This window comes from Nocardiopsis metallicus (genome assembly GCF_014201115.1).
In the GTDB taxonomy this organism is placed as follows: domain Bacteria; phylum Actinomycetota; class Actinomycetes; order Streptosporangiales; family Streptosporangiaceae; genus Nocardiopsis; species Nocardiopsis metallicus.
In genome coordinates, this window is sequence record NZ_JACHDO010000001.1 from 4,621,166 (window position 1) to 4,635,667 (window position 14,502).

Here is a 14,502-nt window from a genome sequence, read left to right on the forward strand (position 1 = left end):
AGGCCGTGCTTGTTTGATCCGCCCCCGCGGTTCGGCCAGGCCCCGGCTCACACCCCCTGTGTATACGCATAGTCACACTTCAATCACAGTGGGACACAATTGGCGCGGAACGCCGCCCGCCCGGGGACCATCGAGAACCCGCCCCCTTCCGCGACTCACCGTGCGACGAGGCGGGCGGGAGCGCCAGAACCATAAGGAGCACCTCGGTGGAACAGACCAATCACAACTTCCTCAACGCGGGAGGTCAGGCCGGTGTCTCCGACCGGATGCGTGACCTGCTCTCCCAGGCCGCCCAGGAGCACGTCTCCGAACAGAAGTCCCAGGGCGCCGTCAGCGAGGAGATGCGCCAGCGTCTCGAGGGCATGGAGTGGCTGCTCCGCGAGCTGCGCGAGCGGGAGCTCACCGCCCTCGCCGAGTCGATCACCGCGGTCGACGGCCGGATCGACGACTTCCTCGCCAGGCCGCCGGAGTGGGCCGAAGCCCTCGCCGAGCACATAGAGGTGGTCGGACAGCAGGTCAAGCCGCTGTCGGACATGCCCTCCCTGCGGGCCGACACCCACCGTGTCGCCGGGCACCTGGACACCGCTCTCACCCGCCTGCAGCGGATGGCCGAGACCGGCAACCGGACCGCCGAGCAGATCACCGAGGTCGGCGAGCGCGTCACCGCGCTGGGCGAGACCGTCGGGACCCGCCTGGACGCCCTGGACACGGCCCTGGAGAACCTCAACGCGAGGACCGAGGCCATCGAGGCCTCGCTGTCCGCCCTGGACTCCACCCTGGGCGAGCGCCACGAGGAGCTGTCCACCCTGGTCCGCACCACCCTGACCGAGGGCAAGGACGAGCTGGCCGAGGCGATCGAGCAGAGCCGCGGCACGCTCGAGACCGCGGTCAAGGAGAGCAGGGAGGTCCTGGAGACCGCCGGGCAGCAGAACCGGGAGGCCCTGGAGACCGCGGTCGAGGAGGGCCGCGAATCCCTGGAGGCCGCGAGCACCAAGCTCGGCGAGGAGGTCACCGCCTCCCTCGAAGAGCGCACGGCCGAACTGCGCGGCTTCGTCGAGGAGCGCACCGCGCAGCAGCACGAGACGCTGCTGGCCAAGCTTCAGGAGAACACCGGCGAGCTGGGCGAGCGCACCACGGCCCTGGCCGACGAGCTGGGCACCCTCGCCACAGCCTCCGGTGAGCGCCACGCCGCCCTCACCCAGGAGCTGAAGGACCTCTCCAGCACCACCGAGGAGCGCCACGAGGCGCTCACCGGCAAGGTCACCGAGAGCTTCGGCCAGCTGAGCACCCTGGCCGAGGAGAACCACGCGGAGGCCACCGCGGCCGTCGCCGACGTCACCGGTTCGCTCGCCAAACTGCGGGAGAACCACGACAAGTCCCTGAACGACCTGCGTTCGCACCTGCGCCAGCGCCTGGCCGAGCTCGACGAGCAGATCGAACTGGGCCGAACCGAGACCCGCGAGCACGCCGAGGCCACCGCCGACGGCCTGCGCGAGTCGGTGGCCAAGCGCACCGACGCCCTCTCCGCCCGGATCGCCGAGGACGCCGAGAAGGTCGCCGCGGACCTCGCCGAACTGCGCGCCTTCGTCCAGGAGGACAACGCCAAGCTGGCCGGTGAGGCCGAGGAGCGGCACCAGACGCTGACCGAGGCGCTCACCGACCAGGCCGAGACCCACCGGACCGCGCTGGACGAGAGGCTGGAGCGCCACCGCGAGGGGCTCAACGGCAAGGTGGACAACCACCTGTCGCAGATCACCGGCAAGGTCGACCACGAGCTCGGCCGCCTCACCGACCGGTTCGACTCCTTCGAGGGCCACTTCGAGGGGAGCTTCGAGAGCGTCGAGGGCAAGATCGACCGCGTCGACGGCCGGATCGACGGCCTCAACGGCCGCCTGGACGGGATCGACGGCCGCGTCAACGGCGTCGAGGGCCAGTTCGAGGGCGTCAACGGCCACTTCGAGGGTGTCGACGGCCGCATGGAGGCCATCGACGACCGCCTGGAGGCGCTCAACCAGCGCCTCAACCAGCTGCCGCAGACCATGGAGGTCAGCGAGCTGCACCGCCGCCTCACCGAGCTGGTGGACCGTCCGCAGCTGGACCACTCCGGCAAGCTCGACGAGATCGACTCGCACGTCACCTCGGCGGTCGAGCCGGTCCTGCGCGAGCTGAAGCAGCGCCCGGACCGCCACGAGTTCGAGGAGACCGTCACCGAGGCGGTCGAGAACTCGCACGACGACATCACCAAGCGGTTCTCCTCCCTGGAGGAGACGGTGCTCGCCCTGGCCGAGGCGCTGCTGCGCCCGGGCCGCGAGGGCAAGAAGAAGCGCCGCCGCGACGACGATGACGACGAGTAGCCACGCGCCGCCTCACCCGCCCGTGCGAGGAACGGCCGGATGAGCCCAGGGGCCCGGAGCAGCGGGGTGGAACCGAACCAACCCACCGCTCCGGGCTCCCGTGTGTCCCGGCGGGTGAACCGTTACCGCCCTACTTCTCCTGTCACTTCTCGTCCAGCCCTTCCTCGTACCGCTCCTGGAAGTCCCGGATGCAGCCGTTGGCGTGGTCGCGGATGTTCGACTCGTTTCCGAGCAGGTGCCCGTCCGTGTCCTCGATGTAGTCGAAGTCGATCTTCCTGTCGATCTCCCCGAGGCGCAGTCCCTGACCGGCTGCTCCATCACCCGGAGGAAGGTCTCCGGGGCGAGACCTGCGGGCGTCGACTTGCCCCCGCGGTCTGCACGGTGCTGGCGAGCAGGATGTTGTAGCCGGTCTGCACCGTGTCGTTGGCCCCCTTACGGGCCTCGTCGACGTCCTCGGTCTCCTCGCAGCGCGCCTCGAACGTGGTCCACAGGGCGCGCGCCTTGGTGACGAAGGGGGCTGTCGGGCACCCCTGACCGGGGCGAAGTCGCCCTGGCCCATGGCGGGAACGGTGTTCAGGGCACTGGTCAGCTGGGTCTTGAGCTTGGCGATCTCCCGCTCGTACCAGTCACGTCCGTGACGGCTTTGCCGAGCACCCCCGAATGCGTGCGTACAGGCCATGGGTGCGTCCTGCCAGAAGGCCTGGTTCTTCTCCGCGAGCTCCCGCAGACCACCGCCGATCAGATCGCTGAAGTCGTCGCCCACGGGCTCGGGGATCGGCCTGTAGCCCTCGGAGCGCCCGCTGATCTTGGCGTGCGGGGCCTCGAACTCCTCCTTGGCCGCGCCGTGGGTTTCGCCGAGTCGAACTCGCGCTCCGTGTGGTTCAGCAGCGACACGGCGCCTCACCCGCTCCCCCTCTGCTTCAGCTGGCACGGGCCCCGGCTAGTACGGGCTGTTCGCGCCGCCGCTGGTCGTCCGGTTCACCTGGATGTTGGGGTTGAGGTGCTGGAACCCGTCCCGGTAGGTCTCGCGCCGCTGTCCCCCGAAACCCGCCTCGGCTTCCTCGTCCGTCTCGTCGATCCGCCCCGCACCGCTGCGGATGTTGCCCGCGAGCGTCGCCGCGTGCCGTCTGACGCTCTCCATGTGGGTCTCGTGCTCCTCGCCGAAGCCGTCCCAGCCCGCGATCGTGGGATCGTGTTTGAGCAGGCCCTTCGCCTTGGCCACGGCCTCCTTGAAGTCCTGCGGCAGTTCACGCAGGTAGGCCGCGGCGTTCTCGGACTGCTGTCCCCCGCTGTCCGCCGCCGCCGTGTCCGCCGCCACCTGGGCCCGTTCCGACACGGTGCTCCCCTTTCGCTCACCTGAGATACCGAGCATGAGTCGGGTGCCGGCCGCGATTGGTTCCGACCGTGGCCGGATGTGGCCAAGCAAAGGCCGTGGCGGTACCGGGGGCCGGCGCCGCCACGGGTCGAGGCAGGGCTCAGGGCACCAGCACGATCTTGCCGAACTGCTCCCCAGCGGCCATCACGCGGAAGGCCTCGTGGGCGTCCTTGAGTGGCAGCACACGGTCGATGCGGGGGCGCAGACCGGTGCGCACGCACATCTCGGTGAGGGCGGCCAGTTCCTCCTTGGTGCCCATCGTGGAGCCCAGCACCCGCAACTGCAGGAAGAACACCCGGGTGAGCTCGGCGGGGGAGGCGTCACCGCTGGTCGCGCCGCAGGTGATGATGGCGCCGCCCGGCTTGAGCGAGCGGACCGAGTGCTTCCAGGTGGCCTGGCCGACCGAGTCGAAGACCGCGTCCACCCGCTCGGGCAGACGCTCCCCGGAGGGCACCGCGGCGTAGGCGCCCAGTTCCAGGGCCCTGGCGCGCTTGTCCTCGCTACGGCTGGTGACGTACACCCGGTGGCCGACCCGGGCGGCAAGGGCGATCAGCGCCGCCGAGACCCCTCCCCCGGCGCCCTGCACCAGGACGGTGGAGCCCGGCCGCAGGTCGGCCTTGCCGAAGAGCATGCTGTACGCGGTCAGCCAGGCGGTGGGCAGGCAGGCGGCCTCCTCGAAGGAGAGCTCCGGGGGCTTGGGCAGCAGGTTCTCCCTGGGCACCAGCACCTTCTCGGCGAGGGTGCCGTCGTGGATCTCCGAGAGCAGGGAGAACCGCGGTGAGCGCCCCGGCGCCGCGGGTTCGGTCACCACGCCGTGCACGATGACCTCGTTGCCGTCCTCGTCGATCCCGGCGGCGTCCCCGCCCAGGATCATCGGCAGCCTGTCCTGGCCCAGCGCGATGCCGCGCAGGCTCCACAGGTCGTGGTGGTTGAGCGAGGCGGCCTTCACCCGGACGGTCGTCCAGCCCTCGCGGGGCTCGGGGTCGGGCCGCTCACCCGCCTCCAGCCCGGACAGGGGGTCGTCGAAGGAGATGCGTGCTGCGGTGATGGCGAACATACCCGTACCCAACCACAGAAACCGAGCCCCGTTCTAGTGCAGCCGGGCAGAAGTGGCCTGCTTCGGACACCCCTAAACAGAACCGTCGCGTCCCGATGATGCTCAGCGCCCCGAAGCCCCGGGAACGCGGCCCGAACCGGTTCCGCGCGCCTGGCGGCCCACGAACGACCCCCCATAACCTCCAAGCGCACCGCGTCGAGGAGCACGGGGCAGAACTCTGCCGCGGTTTCTCGGACCTTCCCCACTCGCTCGAACAGATCGAGAGACAACACAGTGAAGAGAGCACTCTTCTCCGCCGGACTGGCCCTCGCCCTCGTGGTAGCCAGCTCCTCCGCCGCCTGGGCCGACGTCGCGACCGTCTCGGAACAGAACCTGACCGAGATCGTCGAACTCCAGCCGGGAGTCTCGGCGGAGGAAATGGCCGAGGCGATCTCCGACTTCGCCGCCGAAGACGGCCTCACCGAGGAGGAGGCCTCGGAGATCGTCCTCGCCGAACTCCGCCACCAGGAGGTGCTCGCCGAGGAGGAGGCCGCCGAGGCGGGTCTTCCCGGGGGTGAGATGGGCACGATGTCGGTGGGCAAGGGGGCCAACAAACTTCCCGCCGCCACGCGCAAGGGAGACCTCTTCTACACCCCGAACACCATCAAGACCGGGCACGTCGGCATCTTCCACTCCAAGACCTACATCGTGGAATCGATCCCGGGCACGAAGGTGCAGAAGATCCACCACAGGAACCGCCTCGTCTACAAGAACGCGGTGATGCAGTACGTCAAGACCACGCAGGCGAAGCGCGACTCGGCCGCCGACTGGGCGAACAGTCGGGTCGGCAAGGACAAGTACTCGGCCAACTTCGCCACCAACCGCAAGACCGGGCACACCGGGGCCAAGAACTGCTCCAAGCTCGTGTGGAGCGCCTACCTGCTCAAGTCCGGGCTGGACATCGACTCCGACAAGGGAGCCGGGGTCTACCCCAGGGACATCCGGAACTCCAGCCACACGGTGAGCTACAAGACCCTCAAGTGGTGACCCGAGGGTTCGCCTGTTCCCGGCCTTGCTGATCCAGTCCGATGGCGCGGGCCCCGAACCCCGGGGCCCGCGGCTCTTCGCCCCACACTCCGGAGCCCTCCTTGTCTCGCCGCCACCCCCTGCGCACACCGCTGCCCCTGCTGTGCTGCGGAGCGCTCGCCCTGTCCCTGACCGGCTGTACCGGGCCCGACCTGGACCGCGCGGACTACCTCGACGGCAAGGTGGCCGTCCTGTACTACTCCAGCGGCTTCTGGAGCTCCCTGACCAAGGGCTACGTGGTCTTCGTCGACGAGGACGGCGGAATCGAGCACGTGGCGACCGAGGGCATGCAGTACGAGTCCATGGCCTACAACGGAACCGACCTGATGTTCCACGAGGTCCACAGCAGCCGGATCGTCGGCCCCGGAGCCGCGCTGTTCGACCGCGAGAACGAGGAGTACGGCGCCGTCATCGGCGGATCGCTACCGGACGGGACCCTGTACACCGTGTTCAACACGGGGGATGACGGGAGCGGCTACACGTCCTCGGTCAACTGGTACGACGGGGAAACCCTGGGTACCGCCAGCGTGCGCTCGGAGGTCCGGCAGGCGGGCACGGCCCCGGACGGCACCCTCTATCTCACCGGGGTCCCCGACGTGTGGGAGGGCGAGGAGCACTCCCTCACGGTCTCCTCCGTACGGCTGGAAGCCGAGATCACCCCCGAGCCCCTCGCGGAATGGACCGTGCACGAGGACGACACGCACATGGGAGGGCTCACGGTCCACGACGGACACGTCTACCAGCTGGGGTACTCCAAGCTGGCCGAAGGGATCGATGAGCAGGAGATCGGGCTGCGGCTGACCGACGTGGACCTCTCCGACGGCTCGGTGGAGCACCACCCGGTCGCCACCTACTACGACGACTACTTCACGTACCACGACGGGATCGAGCCGCCCGCGGGGAAGGCCCGCCTGCCCAGCGCGGAGCGGGCGATTCGCTACGGGGACCGCAGGACCCGCCTGATCGGCGGCCTCCTGTACTACGTCGACGGCAACGGCCAGGTGTACCGCTTCGACACCGCGACCGGCGAGGCAACCGAGCACTTCACCGTCGACCCCCGGGCAGCGGGGTCCGACGAGGTGCACACGGCCTGGTCGGGAGAGGAGCTGCACCTCTTCTTCCGGAGCTTCGATGACGAGGACGACGCCACCCTCCAGACCTACGACGCCGCCAGCGGGGAGATGACCGCCGAGCTCGCCGTCTCCGGGCTGAAGTCGCTGCCCATGGACCTGCGCGGTCTGGGCCTCTACGACTTCCTACCGCTCACCGGCCAAGCCTGAGCCCCGCCGCCCGCTGCCGGATCCCGGCGGCGGGCGGCGGGGCTCAGGACAGCGGTACGGCTACACGGCCAGCGGGGACTCCACCGGCAGCGAGGTGTCCGTGGCCAGGTCCAGCGCTGAGGGCGGCAGCCCGGCGGCGACCACCTCGGCGCCCAGGGCGGCGATCATCGCACCGTTGTCCGTGCACAGGCGCGGACGCGGGACGCGGAGTTCGATGCCCGCCTCCTGGCAGCGCTGCTGGGCCAGGGCGCGCAGGGCCGAGTTGGCCGCCACTCCGCCGCTGATCACCAGGGTGCTCACCCCGTGCTCCACGCAGGCGTCGACCGCCTTGCGGGTGAGCACGTCCACCACCGACTCCTGGAAGGCGGCGGCGATGTCGGCCACCACCAGCGGGTCGCCCCGGCGTTCGGAGTCCTCGACGTGGCGGGCCACGGCGGTCTTGAGCCCGGAGAAGGAGAAGTCGTAGGTGCCGTCGCCCCACTTGCCGCGCGGGAAGCGGATCGACTTCGGGTTGCCCCGCTGGGCGGCCTGGTCGATGGGCGGACCGCCCGGGTAGGGCAGCTCCAACAGCCGCGCGACCTTGTCGTAGGCCTCACCGGCGGCGTCGTCGACGGTGTCGCCGAGCGAGGTCACGTCGGTGGCCAGGTCGTTGACCAGCAGCAGCGAGGTGTGGCCGCCGGAGACCAGGAGGGCGATCGAGGGCTTGGGCAGCGGCCCGTGCTCCAACTGGTCCACGGCGACGTGCCCGACCAGGTGGTTGACCCCGTACAGCGGTTTGCCGAGCGCCATCGCGTAGGCCTTGGCGGCGGAGACTCCCACCAGGAGCGCGCCGGCCAGACCGGGACCGGCGGTGACCGCGACGGCGTCGACGTCCGCGAGCTTCACCCCGGCGTTGTCCAGGGCGCGGCGGACGGTGGGCGTCATGGCCTCCAGGTGGGCGCGGCTGGCCACCTCGGGCACCACGCCGCCGAAGCGCACGTGCTGGTCGACGCTGGAGGCGACCGAGTCGCCGAGCAGCTCACAGCCGCGGACCAGCGCCACGCCGGTCTCGTCACAGGACGTCTCGATCCCCAGGATCAACGGCTCACTCATCGCTGGCCCTCCCCTTCTCCATCCGCGACGCGGCGCATGACGATCGCGTCCGCCCCCTTGTAGTAGCCCCGGCGCACGCCGATCGCCTCGAAGCCGAAGCGTGTGTACAGGTCCTGGGCGCGCGGGTTGTCCGAGCGCACCTCCAGGAACACGTGGGTGACTCCGCGCGCCTCGGCCTGGGCGAGGAGTTCGGTGAGCAGTGCCCGGCCGATGCCCCTGCCCCAGGCCGGCTCGGCGACGGCCATGGTCTGCACGTCACCCTCGGGCGGGACGAACCGCAGCCCGGCGTAGCCGAGGATCGAGCCCCCGGCGCCGGACCCGGCTTCGGCCCCGGCCGGGGGGTCGGTTTCGGTCGACTCCGCCACCACGTAGTGGCGGGTGGCGGTCTCGGCGAGCTCGTCGCGGAGCATGCCCTCGCTCCAGGCGTCGAGCGGGAACAGGGCGCGTTCCAGTTCCAGGACGGCCGGCACGTCGTCAACGGTCATCTGGCGCAGGTGCGCCCGCGTGGTCACTTCACCCACTGGCGGACCTTCTTCGGGGCGCCGGGCTCGACCGCGTCGGGGCGGCGCAGGTAGAGCGGAGCGGGTTCGGGCAGCCGCTCACCGCGGTGCAGGCGCAGCAGGGCGAGCTCGGCCATGGCGGCCGCGTCCGGGTGGAGCGGCTCGAAGGCCCCGGTGCCGGGCGCGGCGTCCGGGTCGGCGCCCAGCAGCTCGGCGTACATCCGGGCGCCGTCGCCGACCAGCGGCAGCCCTTCGGTGTCGATCTCGGCGGGCCGGTCGACGCGGACCTCGCCCACCCGGGTGAGGTGGTCCTCGTAGCGCGCCCAGAACACCTCCTTGCGGCGGGCGTCGGTCATCCCCAGGAACGGTCCGGTCCGCTTGGTGGCGAAGGCCAGCGCGTCCAGGGTGGTGACCCCGTGGCAGGGGATGCCCAGGGCGTCGGCGAGGGCGTGCCCGGTGGCCAGGCCGACCCGCAGGCCGGTGTAGGGGCCGGGGCCGGTTCCGACCGCGATGTGGTCGAGGTCGCCCAGGTCCAGGTCCGCCTCGTCGAGCAGGCCCTGGATGGCCGGGGTGAGCAGTTCGCCGTGGCGTCGGGCGTCCACCGAACTCGCGCTGGCGCGCAGCGTGAAGGCGCCGTCGGGGTTGGTCTCCCCGATGGCGGCGGTGACCGCCGGGGTCGCTGTGTCGAAGGCCAGGAGCAGCACGGGAGTTCTCCGCCTATCCGTTCCCGGCGGCGGTGCCGGGCAGGTCGATGTCGGCCCACCGGGCGCCGACCGGGCGCAGGTGGACGGTGCGGGTGTCGTCGGGGTGGCGCTCGATCCGGATCTCCAGCCGGTCCTCGGAGAGCCCTTCGGCCACTCCCTCGCCCCACTCGACGACGGTGACGGACTCGGGGAGGGTCATGTCCAGGTCGATGTCGTCGATCTCGTCCGGACCGCCCAGCCGGTAGGCGTCCACGTGTACGAGTGCGGGACCGCCGGTCAGGGAGGGGTGGATCCTGGAGATGATGAACGTGGGCGAGGTGACCGATCCGCGTACGCCCAGGCCCTGTCCGAGGCCCTGGGTGAAGGTGGTCTTGCCCGCGCCCAGCGGCCCGGAGAGGATGAGCAGGTCCCCGGGGCGGGAGAGGGCGGCGAGGTCACGGCCCAGAACGCGCATGGCCTCGTCCGTCGCGGCGGTGACCGCGTGGACGCGGGACGCGCCTGTGGTGGTGGCTGTGGTGTCTGTCATCGCTCTCGCAATAGTCTGTGTTGTGGTCCGGTCGGCGACTGAGCGCGCCGAAGGTACCTCTTCACCCAGGTTAGGCCGGGTGAAGCGGGTTCGTGACCGGTATCGGGGAGAGCGTCAGGCCCCGCCGACGTACTCGCGGGGCACCCGGACGCCGACCCGCGTGACGATCTCGTACGGGATGGTGTCCAGGACCTCGGCCCAGTCCTCCGCGGTGGGGACGGCCTGGTACTCGCCCGGGTCGCCGAACAGTACCGCGTACTCCCCCGCCTCCACCGGGTCGTCTCCCACATCCACAACGAACTGGTCCATGCAGACTGTTCCCGCGATGACGCGTGGCGTGCCTCCCAGCAGGACGGGGCCCTTGTTGGTGGCGGCCCGGGGGACCCCGTCGGCGTAGCCCAGCGGCACCAGGGCCAGCGTGGTCTCGCTCCGGGTGAAGTACCGGTGCCCGTAGGAGACGCCGCTGCCCGCGGGGACGCGCTTGGTGAGGGCGACCTTCGATTCGAGGGTCATCGCGGGGCGCAATCCGGGCACGTCAAAACCGGGAATCGGACAGAGACCGTAACTCGCGATTCCGCCGCGGACCAGATCGAACCGCGCTTCGGGCAGGGTGAGCAGCGCGGCCGAGTTGGCGATGTGCCGGACCTCGGGGGTGAGTCCCGCCTTCTCCGCGATCTCCAGCGCCTCGTGGAAGACGTCCAGCTGCGCCTGGATCGAGGGGTGTCCGGGCTCGTCGGCGCAGGCGAAGTGCGACCACACCCCGCTGACCTTCAGCACCCCTTCCTCCTCGGCGCGCGCGGCGGCCCCGACCACCGACTCCCAGTCGGCCCGGTTGACCCCGCCGCGGTGCAGGCCGGTGTCGGCCTTGAGCTGCACCCGGGCGAGACGGCCGAGACGGCGGGCCTCGGCGACGATCTCCCGCAGGACGCCGAGGTCGCTGACCCCGAGGTCGATGTCGGCCCCGATCGCCTCGCCCACCGGCTCACCGGGCGGGATGATCCAGGACAGCACGGGCACGGTGATCCCGGCCCGGCGCAGCTCCAGCCCCTCCTTGATGAACGCGGTCCCCAGCCACGTGGCCCCGCCCTCGATGAGGGCGTGCGCGGCGGGCAGCATGCCGTGGCCGTAACCGTCGGCCTTGACCACGCCCATGAGGGGCGTCCCCCCGGCCCGCTCTCGGAGCAGCCGGGCGTTGGAGGTGATCGCGTCGAGATTGACTCGCGCGTGCGCGAAAGGAGCCATGCCCACAGTGTTCCACGCGTGGGTTACCGCTTCGGAGCTGCGGGTATGTGGGCTACGACCGAATTCGCGCCCTATTTTGGGGATATCGGTATGAACGAAAACGGAAGTGAACGGGCCGTCAACGTGACCCGGCTCTGGTCCGGTGGCCTGGCCACGGCGGTCGTCGCCGCCCTGGTCATCTTCGCCGGAACGCTGGTCGTCCGAGGGGTCTTCGGCATCCCGGTGCTGGCACCGGAGGAGGCCGGACACCTGGGCGACGCCGGAACGGTCGGTTACGCGCTCCTGGCGGGTGTGGTCGCGCTCCTGGCGACGGCGCTGCTGCACCTGTTGCTGCTGTCCGCGCCCCGGGCGCTCTCGTTCTTCGGCTGGATCGTCGGCCTGGCCACCGCCATCGCGGCGGTGACCCCCTTCACCCAGGGCGCCGAGCTCTCCAGTCAGATCGCCACGGGCCTGATCAACCTGGTCTGCGGTATCGCCATCGTCTCGCTGCTGCGCGGGGTCGGCCGCACCGCGGTGATCAGCCGGGTCCCGGCCACCCCGGACCACCGTCCGGGCCGGGCCCTGCGCCACGAGGGCGTCCTGCCCGACGTCAGCCAGCGGGAGTACGACCCCGCGCGCTACCGCGCGATGGAGGAGGACGCCGAGTACGACGCCGCCCGCGGCCGCGCAGAGGCCCAGAGGGCGGAGGAGGAACGTGCCCGCTACGGCACCCGCGACGAGTGACCAGGCACCCGAGAGCACACCAGGACACACCAGGGGGCGGGGACCCGAGAGGGACCCCGCCCCCTTCGCGTGCCTGAACTGCTCCCTGGCGCCCCGCTCTGTCTGTACCGGATGGAAGACTTCACCACGAACACCCGGAAACGGCTCGCGGAGGATGAATTGGCAGGCATTCCGGAGGGCCGCAAGGTCGGCCGGGCCGCGGTCAACGCGGTGCGCGCCCTGTTCGAGGAACACGACCACATCGTCCAGGAGATCGACGGGCAGAACGACTTCGGCGAGGACCTGTACGTCACCTTCAGCGAGGACGGCCAGACCACCGGCGACGTGGTCAAGATCCAGGTGAAAGGCGGGACCAGCTGGAAGCGGGCGAACGGGTACGCCGTTCCGGTCCGACAGCACTCGGACACCTGGGCCGAGGGCAACATCCCGGTACTGTGCGTGGTGTACGACCCCGACACATATGGCCTGTACTGGGCCAATGCCACGGCGCAACTCCGCCGTGCCCGCCGCGAGGGCGAGGAGCGGGCCACCATCGGCATCAGTGCCAACGCGCGGTTGGACGCCAGCACACTCGACGCCTTCGTCACCGAGGTCCGCGACTACGTGGGGCGGTTCCGGGGCATGCGGGCGATCCACACCCGGCTGGGCGAGATGGCCGGAGTGGAGTTCGCCCCCTCGGACGTGGTGATGCACTTCGTCAACGAGCACGACGAGGTTCTCGTCTTCTGGCGAAGACTCGGAGAGCACGGCGCGACTTTGCTCCACAGCGACCTCGACTGGGAGCCCCAGTACGTCACCCCTGGTTCCCTCACCCTCGTCGGCGGAAGGGTACCGGCTTTCGGCGACCTCATCCTCGACCCGTCCGAGATCATGTGGCTCCTGGCGTGTTTCCAGGCCACCGAGGCGGCGAGCCTGCTGGCCGCCTCCGAGAAAGAGGGCGAAGGGGACATCGAAGAGGAGGGCGAGCACGGCGATATCGGGGCCGAGGTCCTCGACGGACTCGTCTTCGAGCGGATCCTGGAGCGGATCGAGGCCGAACCCGGTCTGGTCGAGCGCTCCGTGAAGGTGCTGCGCGACCAGACCCTGTCCGCTGAGCTCATGCGGGACCTGGAGGTCCTGGAGTCCGACCCCGAAGTCGTGCGCGAGGTCATGGACGTCGCCCGGTCGAACGTGGACGAGATGTCCGACGAGGGCCGACGCTTGCTGGTCATCTACCTGGTCGACAGAATTCTCGTCGGAGGCCCTGCCGAGGATCATGTGAGGATCGTCTGGACGATCCCCGAACCCGGCAAGCAGTGAGACCCGGCGCCTCGACAGCGCTCCGGCGTTCCTGGTTCCGACCCTGGTCAGCCGCCCATGACCAGGGTCTCGACGTGTTCGGGGCTCAGGCAGTGCTCGATGACCATGACGGCCGCGCCGATCACGCCCGCGCTCTCGCCCGCCTTGGACGAGACGATGCTGAGGTTCTCCGTGGCCAGCGGCAGTGACCGCTGGTAGATGATCTCGCGGACCCCCGCGAGCAGGTGGTCCCCGGCCTGGGCGAGCGCGCCGCCGATGACGATCACCGACGGGTTGAACATGTTCACCGAGGCGGCCAGGACCTCGCCGATGTCGCGGCCCGCCTGGCGCAGGGCGCGTAGGGCGGGCACGGAGCCGTTGCGGGACAGTTCGACCACGTCGCGGGCGCCCGTGGCCGGGACGCCCTGGGCGGTGAGGGCCTCGGCGAGGGCGTGTCCGCTGGCCACCGCTTCCAGGCAGCCGGTGTTGCCGCAGCGGCAGGGCCTGTCGGCGCCGCTGGGGACGTAGATGTGCCCCATGTCGCCAGCCGCCCCCTGGGCGCCGCGGTAGACGCTGCCCTCGCTGATGATCCCGCAGCCGATGCCGGTGGCGACCTTGACGAAGAGCAGGTGGCTGGCACCGGGCCAGGCGACGTGGTGTTCGCCGACGGCCATGATGTTGACGTCGTTGTCCACGAGCACGGGCCGCGCGATCCGGCTGTCCACGTAGCCGGAGACGTCGAAGTGGTCCCAGCCGGGCATGATCGGCGGGTTGACCGCGCGCCCCGTGGAGTGCTGGACCGGGCCGGGCAGGCCCACGCCGACGCCGAGGAGATCCCGGGTGTGGCGGCCGACGGACTCCAGCAGGGTGCGACCGTGGTCCACCACCCAGTCCAGGACGGGTTCGGGGCCGGTCGCGATGTCGATGTCGGCGCGGTCCTCGGCGAGCACGGTCCCCGACATGTCGGTGAGGGCCAGCCGGGCGTGGGTGGCGCCGAGGTCGGCGGCCAGGACCACACGGGCGCCGGGCCGGAACGAGAAGGTCGTGGGCGGCCGTCCGCCGGTGGAGACGGCCTCGCCTGCCGGGCCGATCAGGCCGCTGGCCAGGAGCGCGTCCACGCGCTGGGTGACCGTGGAGCGGGCCAGACCGGTGACGGCGGCCAGTTCGGAGCGGGTTCGTGGGCGGCCGTCGCGCAGCAGCCGGAGCAGGGTTCCGGCACCTGGCGCGGCTGTGGTGGCGGCCGGGTTTCGCAGGGGTGTCGCCCCCGGTCCGCTCGGGGCCGTCAGCGCGTCTTCCGTCATGGGAC

14 protein-coding genes are annotated in these 14,502 nt (G+C 70.7%); 5 read left to right on the plus strand and 9 right to left on the minus strand.

Annotated features, from left to right (window positions below; all coding sequences use genetic code 11):
• Window positions 1-206: 206 nt before the first annotated feature.
• On the plus strand, window positions 207-2,354 hold the full coding sequence (locus HNR07_RS20090) for an apolipoprotein A-IV repeat region-like domain-containing protein (RefSeq protein WP_184366316.1): 2,148 nt from the start codon (window positions 207-209) through the stop codon (window positions 2,352-2,354).
• Window positions 2,355-2,496: 142 nt separating this feature from the next.
• Here the strand turns inward: HNR07_RS20090 and HNR07_RS20095 are convergent, their stop codons facing one another.
• The 3 genes from HNR07_RS20095 to HNR07_RS20105 all read right to left on the minus strand — a co-directional run bounded on the left by HNR07_RS20095 (window position 2,497) and on the right by HNR07_RS20105 (window position 4,786).
• On the minus strand, window positions 2,497-3,258 hold the full coding sequence (locus HNR07_RS20095; protein ID WP_184366317.1) for a hypothetical protein: 762 nt from the start codon (window positions 3,256-3,258) through the stop codon (window positions 2,497-2,499).
• A 36-nt stretch (window positions 3,259-3,294) separates the two neighbouring features.
• Entirely contained in the window at window positions 3,295-3,690 is a 396-nt protein-coding gene (locus tag HNR07_RS20100) for a hypothetical protein (RefSeq protein ID WP_184366318.1), read from the minus strand.
• A 139-nt stretch (window positions 3,691-3,829) separates the two neighbouring features.
• A complete protein-coding gene (locus HNR07_RS20105) occupies window positions 3,830-4,786 on the minus strand; it encodes a zinc-binding dehydrogenase (protein ID WP_184366319.1) in 957 nt (318 codons plus the stop codon).
• A 273-nt stretch (window positions 4,787-5,059) separates the two neighbouring features.
• Here HNR07_RS20105 and HNR07_RS20110 point away from each other — a divergent pair, with 273 nt between their 5' ends.
• Window positions 5,060-5,812 carry a hypothetical protein gene (locus HNR07_RS20110; RefSeq protein WP_184366320.1) on the plus strand — a complete coding sequence of 251 codons (753 nt, stop codon included), beginning with the start codon at window positions 5,060-5,062 and terminating at the stop codon, window positions 5,810-5,812.
• 101 nt (window positions 5,813-5,913) lie between these two features.
• Window positions 5,914-7,131: a hypothetical protein gene (locus HNR07_RS20115; protein WP_184366321.1), complete on the plus strand. Its 1,218-nt coding sequence runs from the start codon at window positions 5,914-5,916 to the stop codon at window positions 7,129-7,131.
• 60 nt (window positions 7,132-7,191) lie between these two features.
• Here the strand turns inward: HNR07_RS20115 and tsaD are convergent, their stop codons facing one another.
• The 5 genes from tsaD to alr form a co-directional block, all read right to left on the minus strand.
• The gene (tsaD, locus tag HNR07_RS20120; RefSeq protein ID WP_184366322.1) at window positions 7,192-8,223 is read right to left on the minus strand and encodes a tRNA (adenosine(37)-N6)-threonylcarbamoyltransferase complex transferase subunit TsaD; all 1,032 of its coding nucleotides are present in this window, start codon (window positions 8,221-8,223) and stop codon (window positions 7,192-7,194) included.
• Window positions 8,220-8,735 (minus strand): ribosomal protein S18-alanine N-acetyltransferase, encoded by a 516-nt coding sequence (rimI, locus tag HNR07_RS20125; RefSeq protein ID WP_184372363.1) that lies wholly within the window; start codon window positions 8,733-8,735, stop codon window positions 8,220-8,222. The genes tsaD and rimI overlap by 4 nt, the downstream gene beginning before the upstream one ends.
• A complete protein-coding gene (gene tsaB, locus HNR07_RS20130; protein WP_184366323.1) occupies window positions 8,732-9,427 on the minus strand; it encodes a tRNA (adenosine(37)-N6)-threonylcarbamoyltransferase complex dimerization subunit type 1 TsaB in 696 nt (231 codons plus the stop codon). The genes rimI and tsaB overlap by 4 nt, the downstream gene beginning before the upstream one ends.
• Window positions 9,428-9,440: 13 nt before the next feature.
• Window positions 9,441-9,953 carry a tRNA (adenosine(37)-N6)-threonylcarbamoyltransferase complex ATPase subunit type 1 TsaE gene (tsaE, locus tag HNR07_RS20135; RefSeq protein ID WP_184366324.1) on the minus strand — a complete coding sequence of 171 codons (513 nt, stop codon included), beginning with the start codon at window positions 9,951-9,953 and terminating at the stop codon, window positions 9,441-9,443.
• A gap of 114 nt (window positions 9,954-10,067) precedes the next feature.
• Complete coding sequence (alr, locus tag HNR07_RS20140; RefSeq protein WP_184366325.1) at window positions 10,068-11,195, minus strand: alanine racemase; 1,128 nt, start codon at window positions 11,193-11,195, stop codon at window positions 10,068-10,070.
• A 90-nt stretch (window positions 11,196-11,285) separates the two neighbouring features.
• Between alr and HNR07_RS20145 the strand changes: the two genes are divergently transcribed.
• Together HNR07_RS20145 and HNR07_RS20150 are read left to right on the plus strand one after the other, a co-directional pair.
• A complete protein-coding gene (locus HNR07_RS20145) occupies window positions 11,286-11,918 on the plus strand; it encodes a DUF6069 family protein (protein WP_184366326.1) in 633 nt (210 codons plus the stop codon).
• A gap of 159 nt (window positions 11,919-12,077) precedes the next feature.
• The gene (locus HNR07_RS20150) at window positions 12,078-13,217 is read left to right on the plus strand and encodes a DUF4365 domain-containing protein (protein ID WP_184366327.1); all 1,140 of its coding nucleotides are present in this window, start codon (window positions 12,078-12,080) and stop codon (window positions 13,215-13,217) included.
• Between the two features lie 47 nt (window positions 13,218-13,264).
• On the opposite strand, the gene HNR07_RS20155 is transcribed toward HNR07_RS20150, so the two are convergent.
• Window positions 13,265-14,497: an ROK family transcriptional regulator gene (locus tag HNR07_RS20155; protein ID WP_184366328.1), complete on the minus strand. Its 1,233-nt coding sequence runs from the start codon at window positions 14,495-14,497 to the stop codon at window positions 13,265-13,267.
• Window positions 14,498-14,502 lie beyond the last annotated feature (5 nt).

Coding starts and splice junctions, on each gene's coding strand:
- HNR07_RS20155 (WP_184366328.1), bottom strand. CDS start 14,497: ATGACGGAAGACGCGCTGACGGCCCCGAGCGGACCGGGGGCGACACCC.
- tsaD (WP_184366322.1), bottom strand. CDS start 8,223: ATGAGTGAGCCGTTGATCCTGGGGATCGAGACGTCCTGTGACGAGACC.
- HNR07_RS20105 (WP_184366319.1), bottom strand. CDS start 4,786: ATGTTCGCCATCACCGCAGCACGCATCTCCTTCGACGACCCCCTGTCC.
- tsaE (WP_184366324.1), bottom strand. CDS start 9,953: ATGACAGACACCACAGCCACCACCACAGGCGCGTCCCGCGTCCACGCG.
- HNR07_RS20145 (WP_184366326.1), top strand. CDS start 11,286: ATGAACGAAAACGGAAGTGAACGGGCCGTCAACGTGACCCGGCTCTGG.
- alr (WP_184366325.1), bottom strand. CDS start 11,195: ATGGCTCCTTTCGCGCACGCGCGAGTCAATCTCGACGCGATCACCTCC.